Source organism: Pseudomonas promysalinigenes (genome assembly GCF_014269025.2).
GTDB classification, from domain to species: Bacteria; Pseudomonadota; Gammaproteobacteria; order Pseudomonadales; family Pseudomonadaceae; genus Aquipseudomonas; species Aquipseudomonas promysalinigenes.
On the sequence record NZ_CP077094.1, the window covers coordinates 3,684,979 to 3,706,237 of the forward strand.

21 protein-coding genes are annotated in these 21,259 nt (G+C 60.4%); 8 read left to right on the forward strand and 13 right to left on the reverse strand.

The genetic code is table 11. From position 1 onward, the window contains the following. Positions 1–637: 637 nt before the first annotated feature. Positions 638–2,002 carry a glutamine synthetase family protein gene (locus HU725_RS16675; protein ID WP_186478919.1) on the forward strand — a complete coding sequence of 455 codons (1,365 nt, stop codon included), beginning with the start codon at positions 638–640 and terminating at the stop codon, positions 2,000–2,002. 29 nt (positions 2,003–2,031) lie between these two features. Beyond that, the gene (locus HU725_RS16680) at positions 2,032–3,339 is read left to right on the forward strand and encodes an NAD(P)/FAD-dependent oxidoreductase (protein WP_186478918.1); all 1,308 of its coding nucleotides are present in this window, start codon (positions 2,032–2,034) and stop codon (positions 3,337–3,339) included. A 65-nt stretch (positions 3,340–3,404) separates the two neighbouring features. Here HU725_RS16680 and fadD1 read toward each other — a convergent pair whose 3' ends face one another. Further along, complete coding sequence (gene fadD1 / locus HU725_RS16685; protein ID WP_186478917.1) at positions 3,405–5,102, reverse strand: long-chain-fatty-acid--CoA ligase FadD1; 1,698 nt, start codon at positions 5,100–5,102, stop codon at positions 3,405–3,407. 267 nt (positions 5,103–5,369) lie between these two features. Then, entirely contained in the window at positions 5,370–7,058 is a 1,689-nt protein-coding gene (gene fadD2 / locus HU725_RS16690) for a long-chain-fatty-acid--CoA ligase FadD2 (protein WP_186478916.1), read from the reverse strand. Between the two features lie 207 nt (positions 7,059–7,265). Here fadD2 and HU725_RS16695 point away from each other — a divergent pair, with 207 nt between their 5' ends. Then, entirely contained in the window at positions 7,266–8,210 is a 945-nt protein-coding gene (locus HU725_RS16695; protein WP_186478915.1) for an alpha/beta hydrolase, read from the forward strand. A gap of 33 nt (positions 8,211–8,243) precedes the next feature. Then, positions 8,244–8,714 (forward strand): MaoC family dehydratase, encoded by a 471-nt coding sequence (locus HU725_RS16700; protein WP_186478914.1) that lies wholly within the window; start codon positions 8,244–8,246, stop codon positions 8,712–8,714. Positions 8,715–8,833: 119 nt separating this feature from the next. Here HU725_RS16700 and HU725_RS16705 read toward each other — a convergent pair whose 3' ends face one another. From HU725_RS16705 to HU725_RS16730, 6 genes are all read right to left on the reverse strand, one after another. Next, positions 8,834–10,072 carry an RNA polymerase sigma factor gene (locus HU725_RS16705; protein WP_186478922.1) on the reverse strand — a complete coding sequence of 413 codons (1,239 nt, stop codon included), beginning with the start codon at positions 10,070–10,072 and terminating at the stop codon, positions 8,834–8,836. Positions 10,073–10,077: 5 nt separating this feature from the next. After that, positions 10,078–10,563 carry an SRPBCC family protein gene (locus HU725_RS16710; protein ID WP_060479858.1) on the reverse strand — a complete coding sequence of 162 codons (486 nt, stop codon included), beginning with the start codon at positions 10,561–10,563 and terminating at the stop codon, positions 10,078–10,080. An 18-nt stretch (positions 10,564–10,581) separates the two neighbouring features. Continuing rightward, positions 10,582–10,926, reverse strand: coding sequence for a YciI family protein (locus tag HU725_RS16715; protein ID WP_060479857.1), 345 nt, complete (start codon positions 10,924–10,926; stop codon positions 10,582–10,584). Positions 10,927–10,969: 43 nt separating this feature from the next. After that, a complete protein-coding gene (locus HU725_RS16720; protein WP_186478913.1) occupies positions 10,970–11,395 on the reverse strand; it encodes a YybH family protein in 426 nt (141 codons plus the stop codon). A gap of 125 nt (positions 11,396–11,520) precedes the next feature. Further along, a complete protein-coding gene (locus HU725_RS16725; RefSeq protein ID WP_186478912.1) occupies positions 11,521–12,159 on the reverse strand; it encodes a LysE family translocator in 639 nt (212 codons plus the stop codon). A 356-nt stretch (positions 12,160–12,515) separates the two neighbouring features. Continuing rightward, a complete protein-coding gene (locus tag HU725_RS16730; protein WP_060479854.1) occupies positions 12,516–12,773 on the reverse strand; it encodes a DUF2790 domain-containing protein in 258 nt (85 codons plus the stop codon). A 273-nt stretch (positions 12,774–13,046) separates the two neighbouring features. Here HU725_RS16730 and HU725_RS16735 point away from each other — a divergent pair, with 273 nt between their 5' ends. After that, positions 13,047–13,496 (forward strand): GNAT family N-acetyltransferase, encoded by a 450-nt coding sequence (locus HU725_RS16735; RefSeq protein ID WP_225915495.1) that lies wholly within the window; start codon positions 13,047–13,049, stop codon positions 13,494–13,496. Here the strand turns inward: HU725_RS16735 and def are convergent. The 3 genes from def to HU725_RS16750 form a co-directional block, all read right to left on the reverse strand. Further along, positions 13,451–13,987 carry a peptide deformylase gene (def, locus tag HU725_RS16740; RefSeq protein WP_186478911.1) on the reverse strand — a complete coding sequence of 179 codons (537 nt, stop codon included), beginning with the start codon at positions 13,985–13,987 and terminating at the stop codon, positions 13,451–13,453. The two genes, HU725_RS16735 and def, sit on opposite strands and share 46 nt — an antisense overlap. Next, a complete protein-coding gene (locus tag HU725_RS16745) occupies positions 13,984–14,937 on the reverse strand; it encodes a YihY/virulence factor BrkB family protein (RefSeq protein ID WP_060479852.1) in 954 nt (317 codons plus the stop codon). The genes def and HU725_RS16745 overlap by 4 nt, the downstream gene beginning before the upstream one ends. A 144-nt stretch (positions 14,938–15,081) precedes the next feature. Further along, entirely contained in the window at positions 15,082–15,261 is a 180-nt protein-coding gene (locus tag HU725_RS16750) for a CsbD family protein (protein WP_060479851.1), read from the reverse strand. Between the two features lie 244 nt (positions 15,262–15,505). Here HU725_RS16750 and HU725_RS16755 point away from each other — a divergent pair, with 244 nt between their 5' ends. Further along, complete coding sequence (locus HU725_RS16755; protein ID WP_186478910.1) at positions 15,506–16,975, forward strand: NosD domain-containing protein; 1,470 nt, start codon at positions 15,506–15,508, stop codon at positions 16,973–16,975. Positions 16,976–17,119: 144 nt separating this feature from the next. After that, positions 17,120–17,500 carry a hypothetical protein gene (locus HU725_RS16760; protein ID WP_186478909.1) on the forward strand — a complete coding sequence of 127 codons (381 nt, stop codon included), beginning with the start codon at positions 17,120–17,122 and terminating at the stop codon, positions 17,498–17,500. Here HU725_RS16760 and HU725_RS16765 read toward each other — a convergent pair whose 3' ends face one another. Further along, a complete protein-coding gene (locus HU725_RS16765; protein WP_186478908.1) occupies positions 17,501–18,337 on the reverse strand; it encodes a CvfB family protein in 837 nt (278 codons plus the stop codon). Between the two features lie 131 nt (positions 18,338–18,468). On the opposite strand from HU725_RS16765, the gene HU725_RS16770 reads away from it, so the two are divergent. After that, on the forward strand, positions 18,469–19,329 hold the full coding sequence (locus HU725_RS16770) for a DUF6279 family lipoprotein (RefSeq protein WP_186478907.1): 861 nt from the start codon (positions 18,469–18,471) through the stop codon (positions 19,327–19,329). A 40-nt stretch (positions 19,330–19,369) separates the two neighbouring features. On the opposite strand, the gene aceK is transcribed toward HU725_RS16770, so the two are convergent. Then, positions 19,370–21,085, reverse strand: coding sequence for a bifunctional isocitrate dehydrogenase kinase/phosphatase (aceK, locus tag HU725_RS16775; RefSeq protein WP_186478906.1), 1,716 nt, complete (start codon positions 21,083–21,085; stop codon positions 19,370–19,372). Positions 21,086–21,259: the final 174 nt, after the last annotated feature.

Consider the following 21,259-nt stretch of genomic DNA (forward strand, 5'->3'; position numbering starts at 1 on the left):
AGCCTTTTGGCGCCTGTGAGATCGAGCGCCGCCCGCGCGGCGCATCGCGAGCTGCGCTCGCTCCTACGTTTGTTTCGGGCCAGTAATGCCTGTTACAGGCGCGCGCGACCGCCTTGTTTGTACGACGCGACATCGCGCCATGCACCAAGGCGTCCGCGCGCAAATCCCACAGGATCAATTGGCCCGAAACAAACGTAGGAGCGAGCAAAGCTCGCGATGCGCCGCGCGGGCGGCGCTCGATCTACGCCCCACCCGAGAGCTCAAGCCAAGCCTCTAGGCTTGAGTGAACAGCATTCTCCCCAGGCAGCGCGAATGTTTAGCCAAGCCCGATGTGAAGGTTGCCATTCACTGCTTTAATCAACCTTAAGCCGCATGTGAGTATCAAGGGCATGATTCCCGTCCAGACCATCGCCCCACCGTCGTCCCGCCCTTCGCTTACGAAGGCCCGGTCCCACGCCGGTGAAAATCCGCTGGTCCATGTGATTCTCGCCTTCTGGGCCTTGTGGCACTGCCGCCACGCCCGCCCACCAGATGTCTCGCTCACGCCTTTGTGACCCAATGCGGCCGTAGCCTGGCCGTTTGACTCAAATGGACCGCGCCCTTGCGCAGGTCCCATGCGCCTGTGAGCGACACCATCATGCACTTTGCACCTGTAGAGCACGCCAGCCGTTTCCTGGCAGAAAACCCCGATATCGAACTGTTCGAGCTGTTCATCCTCGACGCCAACGGCGTGCCCCGCGGCAAGCTGTTGCACCGTGACGAATTGCTCGCCGTGTACCAGAGCGGTAGGCCGCTGCCAAGCACCATCCTGGGGCTGACCCTAAATGGCGACGACGTGGAAAATTCCGGGCTGGTCTGGGATGTGGGCGATATCGACTGCCGCGCCTACCCGCTGGTTGGCAGCTTGGTACGCTTGCCCTGGCGTCGGGTGCCGACCGCCGCGGTACAGGTCAGCATGCACCCCAGCGAAGGGCTGCCAGCCAGCGTTGCCGACCCTCGCCATGTGCTGCTACGCACCATCGATGCGCTAAAGGCCGACGGTTATCACCCAGTGATGGCCTGCGAGCTGGAGTTCTACCTGCTCGACCAGAAGCGTGATGCCCAGGGCTACCCGCAGCCGGCGCTGGACAACGACGGCGGCCGCCCGCGCAATACTCAGGTTTACGGCCTGCGCGAGCTGGAACAGATCGAGCCGTTTCTTGCCGACCTCTATGCCGCATGCAAGGCCCAAGGTATCCCTGCGCGCACGGCAATTTCCGAATATGCACCCGGCCAGGTGGAGATCACCCTGGAGCATGGCGATGCGCTGCAAGCGATGGACCAGGCCGTGCGCTACAAGCGCCTGGTCAAGGGCGTGGCCCATGCCCACGGCATGCAGGCCTGCTTCATGGCCAAGCCGTTCGCCCACCTGGCAGGCACTGGCATGCACATGCACCTGAGCCTGGCTGACGCTGCTGGCAACAACTTGTTCGCCAGCCAAGACAAAGCTGGCACTCCCCTACTGCGCCAAGCGGTGGCCGGGATGCTCCGCCACCTGCGTGACTCGCTGCTGCTGTTCTGCCCCAACGCCAACTCGTTTCGCCGTTTCCAGGCCAATAGCTACGCACCTTTGGCACCTACCTGGGGTGTCGATAACCGCACCGTGAGCCTGCGCGTGCCCGGTGGCCCGGCCAGCAGCCGGCACATCGAACACCGGATCTGTGGCGCCGATGCCAACCCATACCTGGCCGCGGCCGCCATTCTGGCGGCCAGCCATCGCGGCATCCGCGAGCGTCTGGACCCAGGTGCACCGGTCGAGGGTAACGGTTATGCCCAGGCAACCGAGCACCTGCCTACCGACTGGCTGACCGCGCTGGACGCCCTGGAGCGCTCGCACTGGGCACGCGAAGCGCTGGGCGAGCGCTTTCTCGACGTCTACCTGAAGGTCAAGCGCGCCGAGTACCGACAGTTCATGGCCGAAGTCAGCGAACAGGACTGGCGCTGGTACCTGCACCAGGCCTGAGCCTTACCCATTCAGAACAAGGAACACCGATGAACGCAGCATTGAACAAAGGCCCGGCGCAGCGCGCGCCGTCCTATTACAGCGCCACCCTGAACGATCACAGCGCATACCCACAGCTCAAGGGCACGGTGCAAGCCGATGTGGCCATCATCGGCGGTGGCTTCACAGGCGTCGCCACTGCGGTGGAATTGGCCGAGCGCGGCCTGAAGGTGGCGATCATCGAAACCAACCGTATAGGCTGGGGCGCCAGTGGCCGCAACGGCGGCCAGGTTACTGGCAGCTTGTCAGGTGACGAGGCCATGCGTACGCAGATGCGCAACCACCTGGGCGCTGAGGTCGATGATTTCATCTGGCACCTGCGGTGGCGTGGGCACCAGATCATCGAACAGCGGGTCGAGCGCTATGGCATCGATTGCGACCTCAAGCGCGGGCACCTGCACGCTGCCATGAAACCATCACACATGCAGGAACTGCGCGAGTTCCAGGCCGAGGCCGAACGCCGTGGCATGGGCGACAAGATTCAACTGCTCGACCGCGAAGGGGTGGCCGCGCATCTGCAGAGCCCGCTGTACCTCGGCGCACTCAAGAACATGCGCAACCTGCATCTGCACCCGCTCAACCTGTGCCTGGGCGAAGCCCGAGCGGCCCACAGCTTGGGCGCGCTGATTTTCGAGAATTCCGAAGTTCTGGACATCGTTCACGGCCCACGCCCGGCGGTGGTTACCGCCCACGGCCGGGTCGAAGCACGCCAGGTGATGCTCGCGGGTGACGTTTACCACAAGCTGGAGAAACGCCAGCTCAAAGGCAAGATCTTCCCCGCCATGGGCGGTATCGTCACCACCGCGCCGCTGGGTGAACTGGCCCAACAGATCAACCCACAGGACCTGGCGGTGTACGATTGCCGCTTCGTGCTCGACTATTATCGCCTGACCGCCGACAAGCGCCTGTTGTTCGGCGGCGGGGCCAACTACTCGGGCAAGGACTCGCGGGATATCGAAGGTGAACTGCGCCCTTGCATCGAGCGCACTTTCCCAGCGCTCAAGGGGATACCGATCGAGTTTCAGTGGAGCTGCGCGATGGGCATCGTGGTCAATCGCATCCCGCAACTGGGCAAGCTATCGGACAATGTGTGGTACTGCCAGGGCTACTCTGGGCACGGCATCGCCACCAGCCACATCATGGGCGAGATCATGGCCGAAGCATTGACCGGAACGCTGGAGAAATTCGACACATTCGCCCAGTGCAAGCACGTGCGCGTGCCGATGGGAGACTTGCTGGGCAACCCACTGCTGGCGGCGGGAATGTGGTACTACCAGATGCTGGAGAAACTGCGCTGATCGCTCTGGCCTCTTCGCCGGTTCACCCGCGAGGAGGCCAGTAACGCCGCCCGAAATTCAGAGGATCAGGCGATCTTCTTCAAGCCCTGCTTTTTCAGTTCTTCATCGCGTAGTTCACGGCGCAGGATCTTGCCGACGTTGGTGGTCGGCAATACATCGCGGAACTCGATGTAGCGCGGCACCTTGTATCCGGTGACGTTGGCGCGCATGTGTTCCATCACCTGCTCCTTGGTGACCGTCATGCCAGGCTTGACCACGATGAATACCTTGATTACCTCACCCGACTTCTCGTCCGGCACACCGATGGCAGCGCACTGCAGCACGCCCGGCAAGCCAGCGAGCACATCTTCGAGCTCGTTGGGGTACACGTTGAAGCCTGAGACCAGGATCATGTCTTTCTTGCGATCGACGATACGCATATAGCCATCGGGCTGGATCAAGGCGATATCGCCAGTCTTGAGCCAACCGTCACTGTCGAGGATCTCACGGGTGGCATCCTCGCGCTGCCAGTAGCCCTTCATGACCTGCGGGCCCTTGACGCACAGCTCGCCGGTTTCGCCCAGTGGCAATTCGTTGCCGGCATCGTCGATGATCTTGCACAGGGTCGAGGGCACTGGGATGCCGATGGTACCCACCTGGTTAGCTTCGGACGGATTCACCGCCGCCACCGGGCTGGTTTCGGTCATGCCGTAGCCTTCGCAGATGGCACAGCCGGTCACGCTCTTCCAGCGTTCGGCGACGCTCAACTGCAATGCCATGCCACCGGACAAGGTGATTTTCAGTGCCGAGAAGTCCAAGGCACGAAATGCATCGTTATTGCACAACGCAACGAACAGCGTGTTCAGGCCAACGAAACCGCTGAACTTCCATTTGCTCAGCTCCTTGACCATGGCAGGTAGGTCACGTGGGTTACTGATCAGCACGTTGTGGTTGCCGATCAGCATCATCGCCATGCAGTGGAAGGTGAAAGCGTAGATGTGGTACAGCGGCAACGGTGTGATGAGGATCTCGCAACCTTCATGCAGGTTAGCGCCCATCAGCGCACGACACTGCAGCATGTTTGCCACCAGGTTGCGGTGGGTCAGCATCGCCCCTTTTGCCACGCCAGTGGTACCGCCGGTGTACTGCAGCACGGCCACGTCATTGGCTTGCGGGTTAGCTTCGGTGACCGGCTGGCCATTGCCCAGCGCCAAAGCATCGTTGAAGCGCACGGCGCGCGGCAGGTTATAGGCCGGCACCATTTTCTTCACGTACTTGATCACGCTGTTGATCAGCAGGCGCTTGAGGGGGGGGAGCAAGTCAGCCACTTCGGTGACGATGACGTGCTTGACCTGGGTCTTGGGTACTACCTTTTCGGCCAGATGTGCCATATTGGCCAGGCAAACCAGGGCCTTGGCGCCGGAGTCGTTGAACTGATGCTCCATCTCGCGTGCGGTGTAGAGCGGGTTGGTGTTGACCACGATCAAGCCAGCGCGCATCGCGCCGAATACGGCTACCGGGTATTGCAGGACATTGGGCAGCTGAACGGCAATGCGATCACCTGGCTTGAGGTCTGTGTGCTGCTGCAGCCAGGCCGCGAAAGCGCCTGAGAGCGTATACAGTTCGCCGTAGGTGATGGTCTTGCCCAGGTTGCTAAAGGCCGGTTTATTGGCAAAGCGTTGGCAGGATTGCTTGAGTACCGCCTGGATATTAGGGAATTCGTCAGGATTGATTTCCGCCGTAATCCCGGCTGGGTATTTATCCTTCCAAAAATTTTCGATCATGGAAGCCCACTCCTTCAGCAACAGCGAAGTTCGATTCACGCGTCGATGCGTTTATTATTGATATGTGATGAGGGTTCGTTGCAAACCGGATCATCTGAAAGCGGCCCGAGAGTAACAGCTTTAAATAGGGTCGCCTAGAGGCCATAACCGGCCTTGCAGTCACAAAAATGACTCAATGAACGATATGGGTCATTTTTAGAGTAATTGACCAAAATGTCGCAAATCAGCCTGAAAGCAGCCCGCTAGAGCTGCTTGGGTCATTGGGCGTCAGGCGATATCACGCAACTCTCGGCGTAGAATCTTGCCCACCGGGGTCATCGGTAGCGATTCACGTACCACAATGTGCTTAGGGACTTTGTAGCCGGTGAAGTTGGCTTTGCAGTAGGCCTTCAAGTCATCGACGTTCACCCCCCCTTCACGGGCCACTACGAACAGCTTCACCGCCTCCCCGGAGCGCTCGTCAGGTACGCCGATGGCCGCGCAGTTGGCGACCTGCGGATGGCCCATGACCACCTCTTCGATTTCATTGGGGTAAACGTTGAAGCCCGAGACGATGATCATGTCCTTCTTGCGGTCGACGATGCGGGTGAAACCGTCCGGGTCGATCACGGCGATGTCGCCGGTTTTGAACCAACCCTCGGCATCCAGTGCCTGCGCCGTGGCCTCTGGCTGCTGCCAGTAACCCTTCATCACTTGTGGGCCCTTGATGCACAACTCGCCGCGCTCACCCAGAGGTTGTTCGTTGCCATCATCATCGATGACCTTGAAGGCTGTGCCCGCTACCGGTATACCCACGGTGCCGAGGCGCGCCAGCTTGCCGTAGGGGTTGGTGCTGGCTACAGGAGAGGTTTCGGTCAGGCCATAACCCTCGACGATGCGGCAGCCCGTGAGTGCCTCCCAGCGCTCGGCAGTGGCTTTGACCAACGCCGTACCCCCTGAGTTGGTGACTTTCAGTGCCGAAAAGTCCAGCTGGCGGAAGCCCGGATGGTCCATCAATGCGACGAACAAGGTGTTGAGCCCCAGCAGCGCAGAAAAACGCCACTTGCCCAGCTCCTTGATGAACCCCGGGATGTCCCGTGGGTTGGTGATGAGCACGTTGTGATTGCCGGTCACCATCATGCACATGCAGTTCGCGGTGAAGGCATAGATGTGATACAGCGGCAATGGCGCAATCATCACTTCCTGCCCGTCTTTGATCAGCCGCTGGCCGTCCGGGCCATGCTGGGAAAAGCAGGCCAGTACCTGCAGCATGTTGGCTACCAGGTTGCCATGGGTGAGCATCGCGCCTTTGGCCAGGCCCGTGGTGCCGCCGGTGTACTGCAGCACGGCGATGTCGTCCAGCGACTGCGGCACCGGTTTGTGCGCAAGGCTGCGGCCCTCACGCAGTACCTGCTTGAACGCAATGGCTTGGGGCAGGTGGTAGGCCGGGACCATTTTCTTCAGCTTGTCGACCACAGTGTTGACCAGCCAGCCTTTGGCCGTGGGCAGTAAATCCCCCATCTTCGCCTCGATCAGGTAATCGATCGCGGTGTCGGGCAACACCTCCTGGACGCGCTTGCCGAACATGTTCAGGTACACCAGGGCGCGGGCGCCGGAGTCCTTGAACTGGTGGCGCATTTCGCGCTCTGTGTACAGCGGGTTGGTGTTGACCACGATCAACCCGGCGCGCAGGGCGCCGAACACGGCAATCGGATACTGCAGCACATTGGGCATCTGCACCGCGATGCGGTCCCCTGGCTTGAGGTCAGTGTGCTGCTGCAACCAGGCCGCGAAAGCGGCCGAATGGCGCTCGAGCTCTGCATAGTTCAGGGTCACGCCGAGGTTGCTGAAGGCCGGGCGCTCGGCGAAGCGCTCGCAAGAGCGCTCGAACACCTCGACGACCGACCCATAGGCGTCAAGGTCGATGGAGGAAGGCACGCCCTCGGGGCGTTTGTCGTTCCAGAAGTCGGCTTGCATTTATTATTGTTCCTCTGCCTGAGACCGCATCGATTCCTTGCCCTGTGTGTCAGGTGACATAAGGGCGTTGAGCCGACGTTAGCAGGTAAGCCCGAGGTGGCATATACGCCAAGTGCCGCCATTAACATTGTGAATCTTATTTGTGCCCTACCTGCAATTGGGCCGGTTGTGCATACACTGTGCGGTAATCTTAGCGAAGGAATGGCCATGCCCTATGACGCCTACTGGCTGCCAGCCAGCGACCATTGCCGGCTGTACGTGCACCAATGGCGGCCAGCCACGCCGGCCAAGGCCGTGGTGCTGCTGGCCCACGGCATGGCTGAGCATGGCGGGCGCTACCAGCGCCTGGGCCAAGCCCTCTCCGACGCCGGCTACGCATTGGTGGCGCCAGACCAGCGCGGCCACGGGCTCACCGCCGAGCATGGCAGTCTAGGCCTTTTTGCCCGCGAACATGGCTGGGATGCCGTGGTCAACGACCTCGGCTTGCTGGCCCAGCACATCGCTCAGCAATTTCCCTGCACCCCTGTTTTTTTATTCGGCCACAGCATGGGCAGTTACATCGCGCAGGCCTACCTCATCCATCACAGCGCCAGCTTGTACGGAGCCATACTCAGTGGCTCGAACCTGCAACCCGTCGCGCTTTACCGGGCAGCACGCCTGATTGCGCGCATTGAGGCCTGGCGCCAGGGGCCAACGGGCAAGAGTGCCCTGATCGAGTGGCTGTCGTTCGGTTCATTCAACAATGCCTTCAAGCCCAACCGCACGGCTTTCGACTGGCTCAGCCGCGACCCGGTCGAAGTGGACAAGTACGTCAACGACCCGCTCTGTGGCTTTCGCTGCACCAACCAGCTATGGCTCGACCTGCTGCAAGGGCTGGCGAACATCAGCATGACGTCCAACCTGGCGCAGATCGACCCGAACCTGCCGGTGCTGATAATTGGCGGCGAATGTGATCCGGTGAGTGCCGGCAAGCGTCTCACCCACCTGGCCGATGCCTTGCGCGCGACCGGCAATCGACATGTACAGTTGCGCGTCTATGCTGACGCGCGGCATGAGATGCTCAACGAAACCAATCGGGACGAGGTCACCGCCGACATCCTCGCATGGCTTAAGCAGGCCCTGGCACTCGGCCGCCCTGCTCGCAGCGAATGATATCGGCCTTGTCCGCTCATCAAGGAAACGCCAATGACCCAGGTCACCAACACGCCTTACGAAGCTTTGGAAGTCGGCCAGAAAGCCACCTACGAAAAGTCTGTCGAAGAACGCGATATCCAGCTGTTCGCCGCCATGTCCGGTGACCACAACCCGGTGCACCTGGATGCCGAGTTCGCTGCCAAAAGCATGTTCAAAGAGCGCATTGCCCACGGTATGTTCAGTGGTGCGCTGATCAGCGCCGCCGTGGCCTGCACGCTGCCGGGCCCTGGCACCATTTACCTGGGCCAGCAAATGAGCTTCCAGAAGCCGGTGAAAATCGGCGACACGCTGACCGTGCGTTTGGAAATTCTGGAGAAGCTGCCCAAGTTCAAGGTCCGTATCGCCACGAACGTCTACAACCAGAACGATGAGCTGGTTGTCGAGGGGGTGGCCGAAATCTTGGCACCGCGCAAGCAACAGACAGTGGAGCTTGTATCGCCACCGAATTTCATTGCCAGCTGAGCGCCGCTGTGAGCGTGTTCGCCTGAGAACGCGCTCCCTTGCGCCCCATTCAGGCAACTGTCTTGGTGGCCTGTGTCTGCCTCTTCGCGGCTAAAGCCGCTCCCTCACCGACCGTGCACCTACACTAGCTGGCTCAAGCGCTTTTCGATGTGCCGCCGCTCAGGTGCCTGGCGGGCCAACGCGAGTGCCTTCTGCCACGCCGCTCGCGCCTGCTCGACCTGCCCCAAGTCCTGATGCAACTGGGCTTGGGCCGCATGCGCCAGGTGATAGTCGCGCAACTCGCCGGCCGCCAGAAGCGCCTGCACCGCGTCCAGGCCGGCTTGCGGCCCGTCACGCTTGGCCAATGCCACTGCACGGTTGAGCGCCACGACGGCTGAAGGCCAATGCTGTAGCAGAACATCGTACAGCGCCAAGATTTGCCCCCAGTCCGTCTCTTGCGCAGTTGCCGCCTCAGCGTGCACCGCTGCGATCGCCGCCTGCACGCTGTAGGCTCCAAAGTCCCGGCGGCCAAGAGCCAGGTGCACCAGCTCGCACCCCTCGGTGATCTGTTGGCGGTTCCACAGGCCGCGGTCCTGCTGATCGAGGACCACCAGATTACCGTCGGCATCGCTGCGGGCACGCTGGCGCGAAGCCTGCAACAGCATGAGCGCAAGCAACCCTATGGCCTCGGTGTCCGGCAGTAGTTGCACCAGCAGCCGGCCCAGGCGTATAGCCTCGTCGCATAGCGCCTGCTGAACCAATGCCTGGCCTGAGGAGGCCGAATAACCTTCGTTGAAAACCAGATAGATCACCCGCAGCACGCTCTCCAGACGCTCGGGCAGCGCGTGCAGGTCCGGGACCTGATATGCAATACCGGCATCGCGAATCTTCGCCTTGGCACGGACGATGCGCTGAGCGATGGTCGCAGGGCTTTGCAAAAAAGCCCGGGCGATTTGCTCGGTGCTCAAGTCGCAGACTTCGCGCAGGGTGAGTGGCACCTGGGCATCGGCCGCAAGGGCCGGGTGGCAGCAGGTGAAGATCAATCGCAGGCGGTCATCGACCAGCAGTTCTTCCTCACTAGGGTCTTGTGCCTGGCCTTCGATCAGCATGATCAGATCAGCTTGAGCGCGGTCAAGACGGGCCCGCCTGCGCAGCGCGTCGATGGCTTTGAAACGCCCAGCCGAAACCAACCAGGCCCGCGGATTGTCAGGAATACCATCATGCTGCCAGCGCTGCACCGCGATAAAGAACGCTTCATGCAAGGCCTCCTCGGCGAGATCGAAATCCCCCAGCAACCGGATCAGCGTCGCCAGGATACGCCGCGAGTCACGCCGGTACACGCTTTCGACTTCGGCACGCACCTGCTCCTGCGCCAACACCGGCATCAGTCCGGCATCCGCTGGGTCACGACCTCGACAAGGCGATCCAGGCTTTCACCCCAACCCTGATGGAAACCCATTTCTTCATGGGCGCGGCTGTCGGCCGCATTCCAGTGCCAAGCACGGGCGGTATAGCGGGTTTTGCCGTGCTCTTCGTCAAAGCTGATCACCGCTGTCATGAACGCCTTGGGCGAAGGTACCCAGCCTGGCCCGAAGGCATCGGTGAAAACCAAACGGCGCGGCGCGGCAATCTCCAGAAACACCCCTTGGCTTGGGTATTCGCTGCCATCCGGGGCACGCATCAGGGTACGGAACAGGCCGCCGACCCACAGCTGCATCTCACATTCAGCAGTGGTCATGCCATGTGGCCCCCACCACTGCATCAGCCATTGAGGCTCGGTCCAGGCGCGGAACACTTTGGCAGGCGGCGCATCGATCAAGCGGGTGATGACCAGCTCATGCTGCGCGGGTGCGTGTTGAGCAAGGGACATTGTTGTTCTCCGTTGCTGTTAGGGTTGCAGTTCGCGTATCGGTCTGACTTCCACGCTGCCAACCCGCGCAGCCGGAATGCCCTTGGCGATGTTCAGCGCCTCGTCCAGGTCCTGGGCATCGACCAGGTAGAAACCGGCGAGCTGCTCTTTGGTTTCGGCGAACGGCCCATCGGTGATACTCATCCGCCCGCCACGCATGCGCACGGTGGTAGCGGTCTGCACGGGTTTGAGCGCCTCGGCCGCAACGATGCGCCCGCCGGCATGCAGCGATTGCGCATAGGCCAGGCATTCGGCGTCTTCAGGGCTGTCAGGCAGGCTGTGCAGCAGCCCCTCATCACAATAGACCAGGCACAGGTATTTCATGGGCGTCTCCAGGCGTTGGCAACTTGCATTTGGCGATAGCCGATCAAGGCTTGAGATCGAACAGTGCTTTGTGAGTTTGCATATCGAACGGCGCCGACCAGTGTTCGTGGATCACCTGCCACTGACCGCCGGCCTTGCGGTAGGCGACGGTCACGCGGATATACCCGCACTGGCTCTGGTCATCCTCAGGGCCGCAGCGGTTGAGCCAATGGGCCAACGCCAGCTCGGCCTCGGCATGCACGGTCAGTTGTGAGCGTTCGAAGACCATCGGGCCTGTGCACATACCCATGCACATTTCCCAATGCGCCTGGTAGGCGGCTTTGCCCTTGAATTGCAACGAAGCGATGGCGTCGAAGGCCACGATGTCATCGGCATATGGCGCGGTGATCCTGGGTATGTCGCGATCCCGCACGGCCTGCATCCAAAGGTCGATCAGTTGACGGATTTCTGTTTCGGCTGAGGTATTCATCACAGGGCGCTCCGATCGATCATCAGCGGTACAGGGCTGCCCTGTACCTTCAGATCTTGGTCGAACGGCAGCAGGCCAAATCGACAGGCGCTGAGAACATTTTTTCAAACCGCCATAGCCGCCCTCTAATGGCTGGCGAGGATGAATTCACGATAGCCAGAAATGATCACATACACCGCGAAGTAGCAGAAAATTGCAGCTGACAACAGGTAAGACCACGTCAGCAGCCGGTCACCCAGCAAGCGCCCACCATGGCTGGCCATAGCGCACAGGCCCATGCACCAGACCAGCCCTGCGGCGAAGAAGCCCCCTAGAAAAAGCCCAGCATCCAGCGCACTACCGCCACCGGAGCGGGAGATCAGCACGCCCCCGACGGCCGCGAACCAGAGGATCGCGCTGGGCGACGACATGGCCAGAAAGATGCCCCGCAGAAACTCGCGCCAGCCAGGCTCAACCACCACTTGTGCACTGGCATCCATGTGCCCGCCACGCCAAGCCGCCCACAACATCCTGACGGCGAACCACACCAGCAAGGCCGAGCCGCCAATCCACAGCGTCCAACGAACGCTTTCGAACTGCAACAGCACGGTCATGCCCGCCAGTGCCGCAACGGCGTAGATCAAGTCGCCCACGCACGTTCCCAAGCCGAGCCAGAAGCCCTGCATGAAGCCGCGTTGCATCGCCAGGGTGATCATGGCGATATTGGCGACGCCAATGTCTAGGCACAAGGAAAGGCTAAGAAGAAAACCGTTGGAAAATGGCATTGAATACTCGGAGTCTGGGGCGATCTGGGAGGTAATGCGGGCGGGGGCGAGCCTGCTAGCGCGCGGTGTTTGACTGGCCGGCAAGCACTTGGGTGTAGCGTTTACGATCTACATCGGCACCGCTGGGCGTGATTGGCCCAGCAGCCCAACGTTCGGCCCAGAGTGGCCAGACGCGCTGAGGCCTCGGCGGGGTGTGCTGGTGAACGAAAATCGGCGGCTTTGCGAAGGCGTGGAGGTCGAACATGTCGATCATCCCTATCGGTACGTAAGGCACCGATCCTAAACGCCCTGAGCGCGTTTGGTAAGGTCAATGATGCCCTGTCGCCCCTTGGCGAGGCGGCAGGGCATTGCGCCCATCACCCTTGCTGGCAACCTTCACCCATCGCCCGATACTGGATGGTGTGTACCTGGCCCTGATGGTCTTCGTACGTCATGGTTGCTGGCACCACTTCACAGACATTAGGGATGGTTGAGAGATTGATCACTCGCTTGATGTCGAGGTTCATGGAGTAGTCGTACTGTTGGGCTACAGGCTCACTGGAGACCGGTTGGGCCTCATCAGCGAGGGCGAGCGACGACATACCGACCAGTGCAAGAATCAGTAATGCTTTCATGGGAATTGACCTTTATAACAGTCCAGCTGATCGCGTGACTTCTAATGCCGTCAATGGCGCGGAGAAGTTGTCATCCTCGGCGAAGATGACACGAAGTACCGATCCCGCTTCATCTAATACGGGGGGGATGCCTAGAATTCTACGCTTGTGCTGAAATAGTTGAACGCTGAACTCGGACATTCACCCTTGCAGGATTTGCAATAATCTGAGAAAAAGCGCAACGGCTCTTCACCTTAAGATCCCCAGCCAAAGCCAACCGTTCAAGGTGTCTGCATGACTACCCTGCATTGCACGCTATTGCGCGGCGCCGAGCGCAGATTGCTCGAGCATTTCTATAAACAACATGGTTCGCGCATGCGCCCAGCCAATGACGGCGAATCATGGGTCGCCCGAAGCGATGGCATCGTAGCAGGCCTGTGCCTGAGTGACGTGGCCGGTGGCCGGTGGCTAACAGGGCTGTTCGTCGCACCTCAGGCACGCTGCCAGGGGGTGGCTGCACATTTGGTACAAGCAGCACTGGCCGGCACCTGCGGCTCAACTTGGCTGTTCTGCCAGCCAGAACTCACGCTTTTTTATCAGCGTCTGGGCTTCAGCATTACCGAGCAACTGCCACAGGCCCTGGCCTCGCGCTTGCAACGCTACCAGCGCAGCAAGCGCCTGCTGGCGATGGTGCGGCCTCAGTCGCCGCGCTCATCTAGCCCAGGAAATAGCACATCGGTGTAGCCGAACTTGGCAAAGTCCTGGATACGTGATGGGTACAGTCGCCCTACGAGGTGATCGCATTCATGTTGCACGACACGGGCATGGAAGCCATCGGCAAAGCGGTTGATCGGGTTACCCTGGGGGTCAATACCCGTATAGCTGATGTGCTTGAAACGTGGCACCACGCCACGCAAGCCCGGCACCGAAAGGCACCCCTCCCAACCGTCTTCCTGTTCTGCGCCCATCGGAGTAATGACAGGGTTCAGCAAAATGGTTTGTGGCACTGGCTTAGCGTCCGGATAGCGCTCGCTACGCTCAAAGCCGAAGATCACCAGCTGAAGGTCGATGCCGATCTGCGGCGCCGCCAGGCCAACACCACCAACGTGGTGCATAGTGTCGAACATGTCATCGATCAGTTGCTGCAGTTCGACACTGCCAATCAGATGTTCAGGCACCGGGGGCGCGATGCGCAGCAGGCGCTCGTCACCCATTTTCAGAATGTCACGAATCATCGAGTGTTCGTCTCGGACGTTTGCGGCTCGACGGGGCGTTCATGACCAAGCACGGTGATAGTGTCCTGAGGGGTATCCTCTTCGAACTCTTTCTCACCAGGGTTCTTGCCCTCTTGCGACATATGCTCGATCACCGCGTTCATCTCTGCCCCTAGCAGCAACACCGCGGCGGAAATGTAGAAATACAGCAGCAATACGATGATCGCCCCAATGCTGCCGTACATGGCGTTGTAATCGGCAAAAGTCTTGACGTAATAGGCGAAACCCAACGAGGCGATGATCCAGACCACCACCGCCAGAACAGACCCTGGGGTAATAAAGCGAAACTTCTGTTTCACGTCTGGCATCACGTAATAGATCAATGCGACCGCAACCATCATCAAAATGACAATCGCTGGCAAGCGCAATACTGTCCACACCGTGACGATGACTTCCTGCAGGCCGACCTGTGCGGCAATCCACTCCATCACCTGCGGCCCGAGCACCATCAGCGCGGCGGCTACCAACAGCATCCCAGCGATGCCGATGGTGTAGATGATCGACAGTGGAATACGCTTCCACACCGGGCGCCCCTCAGGCACATCATAAGCGGCATTCATGGCGCTCATCATCAGCCGCACGCCTGCCGAGGCGGTCCAGAGCGCAATGACGATACCCACCGAAAGCAGCCCGCCCTTGGACTGCTGCAACTGGTCGATCACAGGGTTGACCTGCTCCAGTGCCTGGGGCGGCAGCACCAGTTCTGTTTGCAAGCGCAGCCAGGAAAAGAAATCAGGCAGATGTAAAAAACCGATCAGTGCGATCAGAAACAGCAAGAATGGGAATAAAGAAAACAGCATCTGGTAGGCCAACGCAGACGCATAGGTCGACATTTCGTCGTCGAGGAATTCCTTGACGGTACGTACCAGCACTCGGTGCATGGGTAGCCCGCGCAGGTCGGGGAAAATCATAGCGTCTCCTTTCGCCGCTCGATTCTTGAGTACAGCAGGTAAGTCTAATAGACCACGCGCAGGATGTACTGCTCCCGGCCATGCAAGAAATAACGCCCTCACCCGTTTTCGCCTCCCAAGGAGGCAAAAACGGGCGGGCTCAGATCAAGGCTTCTTCACTGCGTCTTTCACGTCGCCCTTGACCTGCTGCGCTTCGCCTTTGAGCTCCTGAGCTTTGCCCTCGGCGCGCATCTTGTCGTTGCCCGTCACCTTGCCAACGCCCTGCTTGATGTTACCAACCGCTTCGTTGGCCAGGCCTTTTGCTTTGTCTTTAGTGCCGCTCATGGCAAATCTCCTGCAGATGGAGACACGAAAAACCGTGTCGACATTTGATGGACCTGGCGGGGTTGTCAGGAGTTTCAAAGAATTTTCCCCGAACGAGCCAAACGGTAAACAGTGCGGGCGAATACCGCACCGAATCAGCCTCTGCGCACTGCGCTAGAGCTGGGCAGTGCCCTAGAATCACAGGTCAGGGCAACCCACGCCGGCTGCCTGCGCACAAGAACAACAGTTTTCGGACCCTCGCCCTATGCGTTTGCTACCCCTGTTCGCGGCCATGTTGCCGTTGCTACCCATACCTGCCTTGGCCGACGCACCGGCCCGCGAAACCCTCGAAGTCACCCGCTATGCCGACGATGGTCAACCCGGCACTCTGCGCTGGGCCATCGAAACCAGCAACCAGAGCCCCGGCCAGTACCGTATCGCCATTGCCGCCGTGGGCAAGCCGCCGTATGTGATACGTCCCAGCCGAGCCTTGCCGGACATCAAAGGTCCGGTGCAGATCACCGGGTTGCCTTGGGCCCGAAACGGCCAGTTCATCGCTATCGACGGTTCGGGTTACATCAAGGACCAGGGCGTGCGTAGCTGCCCCGGCGCCCTGCCCGGCCAATTCGGCACGAACGTGCGCACCACTACCAACCCTGGCCTGGTGCTGCGCGATACGCAGGGGGTGCATATCAGTGGGCTGGAGGTGCGCAATTTCTGTATTGGCATTCTGGTCAATCGCGCCAGCGGCAATGTCATCGAAGACAACCGCATCGTCGCCAACAAAGGTGGCGCCGGCATCATGCTGACCGGCGACGATGGCGCCGGTAACCCGACCGCCACCACCACAGTCAACAACAAAGTGCTACGCAACCAGTTGATAGACAATGGCGATGGCCTGGAGCTGACCCGCGGCGCGGCGTTCAACCTGGTGGCCGATAACCTGTTCCGCTCTACACCGGCCAACCCCGAACCTTCCCAAGGCATCGAAATCCTGTTGGGCAACGACAACAGTGTGGTGCGTAACCGCTTCGAGAACTACTCAGACGGTTTGCAGATCAACTGGGGCAATCGCAACTACCTGGGCGCCAACACCTTCAGCGGCAACTCGATCGGCGTCAGCGTAACCGGCCAGGGCAACATCCTCGACGGCAACCTGATTTACGGCAACCGCATAGGTGTGGCGCTGCGCCCGGAGCCGCAAACCACTGCCAACCGCCTTACCGGCAACCGTATCTGGGGCAACAGCCAGGACATTCGCCGCTGCGAGGCCGGAGGCTCCTGCGTGCCGAACCAACGAACCGGCGCCATCGTCTTCGGTGTACCGGCCCAGGCCCATGCGCTGTATGTGGGTTCACGCGGGGTGGGTGCCGACCTGCCCAAGCAGGAACAGGCGGTCATCTGCGACGCCAAGGGCGCGCCTGAGCCTTGCCAACCGTTGCCCAACCACAATCAGCAGGCGCCTCGGTTGCTCGCGCTCAACGGCAACGCGCTGCAGGGTGAGGTGCAAGGGCCCGCATCGAGCCTGCTGCGCATCGAGCTGTTCGGCAACGCTGATGCGGCTGCGACGGAAGCAGAGCAGTACCTGGGCGAGGTGCTGGTCAATAGCGATGCCAACGGCCAGGCGCAATTCACCCAGGTGCTGGAGAATGCCGCCGGTTTGAAGAGTTTCACCGCGACCGTGACGACGGCCGAGGGCGCCACTTCCGAGTTGAGCAGGCCTATCAGTCGATGACCTTGGCGGCCGCTGCCCGGCCGACTTGGCTCGTGACCCTGGGGTGATGACTGTGGCAGCGGCTTTGAGGTGTCAAACCTTGCCGCGCCCGGTGCCACCCCTCACAATGCAGCCCTAATCAAGCGTCACACCGCAGGAACCTGCATGAAACTCGACAAACCCGCCGCCATCGCCCGCCGCAATCAGGCTTTGGCCAACCCGGTGCTGACCAGCGCCAACACCCTGTTCGCCATACTCGACCGCAAGCGCAACCTGTGGTGGTTCGAAGTGCCGGTGGCCCTACTGCGCAAAGGCCAACCCGACTGGGTGAACCTGTTGCTGCACACCCCGGAAAGCGACGAGCTGCAACACCTCAAGGTGCCGACCAACTTCCTGCGTGCTCACCAAGAGCAAATGGAGGTGCGCAACCCCGGCAAGCGCCGTTCGACCATTAGCCTGGCCTTGAGCGCCGACCGCGACTCGCTGCTGCGCGACACCCGCCCCGGTGGTGAGCAGCTGGACTTCCGTACCTTCGTGCAGGGCTGATCAGGCCTTTTCGATGCGATCGTCATGGATGACGATACGGCCTTGCTTGAACAAGCCACCAATGGCCTTCTTGAAGTTGCCTTTGCTGACGTTGAACATCTGACTGATCACCTCAGGGGCGCTTTTGTCGCTCACTGCCAGCACACCGCCCTGTGCCTCGACTTGCGCCATGATGCGTTCCTGCAGGTCGTCAGCCAGCGCCTTGCCGACCGGCTGCAGGCTCAGTGCAATCTTGCCGTCGTGGCGCACTTCTTTGATGTAACCGTCCACGTGCATGCCTGAGCGCAAGAACTTGAAGACCTCGTTCTTGTGAATCAGGCCCCAATGACGGTTGTTGATGATGGCCTTGAAGCCCATCGGCGTCTCGCCAGCTACCAGCAACTGCACGGGCTGGCCGACCTGGTAATCAGCGGGGCTAAGGTCCAGGTAGCGATCGAGCCGCGAGGTGGCGGTGATGCGCCGGGTCCGTTTGTCGAGGTAGGCATGCACCACGCAGTAGTCGCCGATCTTCAACTGACGGGATTCTTCCGAATACGGCATCAGTAGGTCCTTGGACAGGCCCCAATCGAGGAAGATACCGGCCCCATTGATGTCCTTGACCTTGAGGCTGGCGAACTCCCCCACCTGCACCTTGGGCTTTTCGGTGGTGGCGATCAGCTGGTCTTCGCTGTCCAGGTAGATGAACACGTTCAACCAGTCATCGACCTCGGTTTCGGCGTCCTTCGGGATGTACCGCCCAGGCAGAAGGATCTCGCCATCGGCGCCGCCGTCCAGGTACAGGCCGAATTCCACGTGCTTCACGATTTGCAAACTGTTGTAACGCCCAAGCAGAGCCATTTCCGATGTTCCTCAAGACTAGGCGGCTATTCTACACCGCAAGCCAGCGCACTGCCCGACCACTGATTGAGCGGAACCGCACGCTGGCACCCTGCGTCTACCCATAGCTCAGCCACTGCAAGGACCTGCACATGCCTGTACGCCTACCCATAGCCCTGCTCGTCGCCGCGGCCTGTGCATTGGCCCTGGCCGCCTGCAGCCGCATGGACCTCGCCTACCGCAACCTTGATCGTCTGGTACCTTGGTCACTCAACGACTACCTGGACATGAACCGCGAGCAGAAGACGCTGCTCGACGAACGGTTACAAACGCACCTGGCCTGGCACTGCCAGACCCAGTTGCCTGGCTACCTCGACTGGCTTGATCGGGTGCGCGACATGGTCGCTAAAAACCAGGTGACAGACCTGGCCTTGCAGCAACGCACCGCTGAAGCGCGCCAGGCCATTGGCCGGGTCGCAGAAGAGATCACGCCATCGGCCACCGAACTGCTACGTGGAATGACCAATGCGCAAGTGGCCGAGATGCGTAGCGCCTTTGCCGATGACATCCGCGAGCGGCAAAAAGAATATGTAGACACGCCCTTGACCGAGCAGATCGCCAGCCGCAGCGAGCGCATGGAAAAACGCCTGAGCGGCTGGTTCGGCAAACTCAACGATGCCCAGCGCCAGCGGGTGTATGCATGGTCACAAGCGTTGGGTGACCAGAACCGCCAGTGGATCGCCAACCGCCAGCACTGGCAGCAGCAACTGTTGCTGGCGATGAATCAGCGCAATGACGAAAGCTTCGAGCCCCGTCTTGCCACATTGCTACAACACAAAGAGAGCCTGTGGACGCCAGAGTACCGCGCGGCCTTCCACAATACCGAGCATCAGGCCCGCAGCCTGCTAGTCGACTTGCTGCAACTGAGCACGCCAACACAGCGCCAGTACCTGCAAGAGCGGCTGGCCAAAGTACGCACCAACTTCAGCGAACTGAAGTGCCTCAAAGGCTGAACCCATCAACAAGCCCTGGCCCCTGGCCCCTGGCGGGTTGTCAGCGCCCCTTGCGCCGATACGGGAACACGTCGATCACCTTGCCTTCACGAATCGCCGCCTGCAGGCTCTTCCAGTAATCGGCGTCATACAATTCCCCATGCAGGCGGCTGAACAGTCGGCGCTGGCCCATATCGGCAAACAGGAACGGCGGAAATTCCTCGGGGAATACATCGTGGGGTCCAATCGAATACCACGGCTCGCCCGACATCTCATCTTCGGGGTAGCGCGGCGGCGGAATATGCCTGAAGTTCACCTCGGTTAGAAAACTGATCTCGTCATAGTCGTAGAACACGACCCGCCCGTGGCGGGTCACGCCGAAGTTCTTCAGCAACATGTCCCCAGGGAATATATTCGCCGCCGCCAGTTGCTTGATAGCCAGCCCATAGTCCTCCAAAGCCTCGAGCACCTGGGCTTCGCTGGCCTGTTCCAGATACAGGTTGAGCGGGGTCATCCGCCGCTCGGTCCAACAATGGCGGACCAGTACCGTATCGCCCTCGATGGCTACGGTCGATGGCGCCACTTCCAACAGCTCGGCCAGGCACTCGGGTTCAAACTTGCTGCGGGGGAATCGGAAATCGGCAAACTCCTGGGTATCGGCCATACGCCCCACCCGGTCCACTTGTTTGACCAGGCGGTATTTGTCGATGACCGTGGCGCGGTCGACGGTCTTGGAGGGCGAAAAGCGGTCTTTGATGATCTTGAACACCGTATTGAAGCCCGGGAGGGTGAACACGCTCATGACCATACCGCGTACGCCCGGTGCCATGGTGAAACGGTCGTCACTGCTTGCCAGGTGGTTGATCAAGGCCCGGTAGAACTCTGACTTGCCCTGCTTGTAAAAACCAATTGAGGTGTAAAGCTCGGCAATATGCTTACCCGGCAGAATGCGCTTGAGAAAGTTGACGAACTCCGCTGGCACCGGCACGTCGGCCATGAAATATGAACGGGTGAACGAAAAGATGATCGACACCTGCGCCTCGTCGGTAATCAAGCTATCGGCCTCTATACCATGGCCCTCTCGGTGTAGCAGCGCGATGACCAGCGGCCATTGCTCGTCAGCGTTGTACAGGCGCCCGACCAGGTAGGCACCCTTGTTGCGGTAAAGCACCGGCACGAAAAGCTCAAGGCTCAGCGTTGGGTCCTTGCACACCCAGTCCGGAAGGGTTTCGCGCAATTGCCCTTCCAGACGCGCGATGTCGCTTTCCAAGTCGCCGTAGGGCGTGTCGAACGGATAGTCGGCGAAAATCCGGCGCAGCAGGTTTTTGAGGCCCGCCCCGAGCGTGTAGGTACGGGTCTGGGCAGCCCGCTGGTGAGCGCGTAGCGATGGCCGAGTGGTGTGGATGAACATGCAGCCGTCACTGATCTGGTCATGGCTGAACAGGCTGCAGAACAGCGAGTTGTACCAGGTTTCCGCCAGCTCATCGTCCAGACGCGGGTCGATCAGGCGGATATAGGCGCTTTTGACCAGTGGCCACTGCTCTACATCCAACAGCGCCTGTTCGTCGAAGCCGTCACGCAGCCAGGCGTTGACCTCGCCGACTTTTTGTTCATAAAGGTTGATGCGCAGCGCCGCTGCACGCTGAATGTCCTGCCAGCGTGCCTGCTCGAAGCGCTCCCGAGCACCCAGGGTGATACGGCGAAAATGCTCGCGATAGTCGTCAAAACCGTCAAGGATCATCCGCGCGATCTCGCCGGCCGGCCAATGCTGGGTCATGGAATCAACCTCGGGGCTTGATGAGATAAAGAGCTTAGCCTGAACTGGCCGCCTGGCGGGCCAGCCTGCGTGCACGATGCCCACCGCAAAAAGCTCGTCGTGGGAGCGAGCTGGCCCGCGAACCTGCACCAGAGATTCATAACGCAAGAAAGCACAAGATCACATGCGACGCCT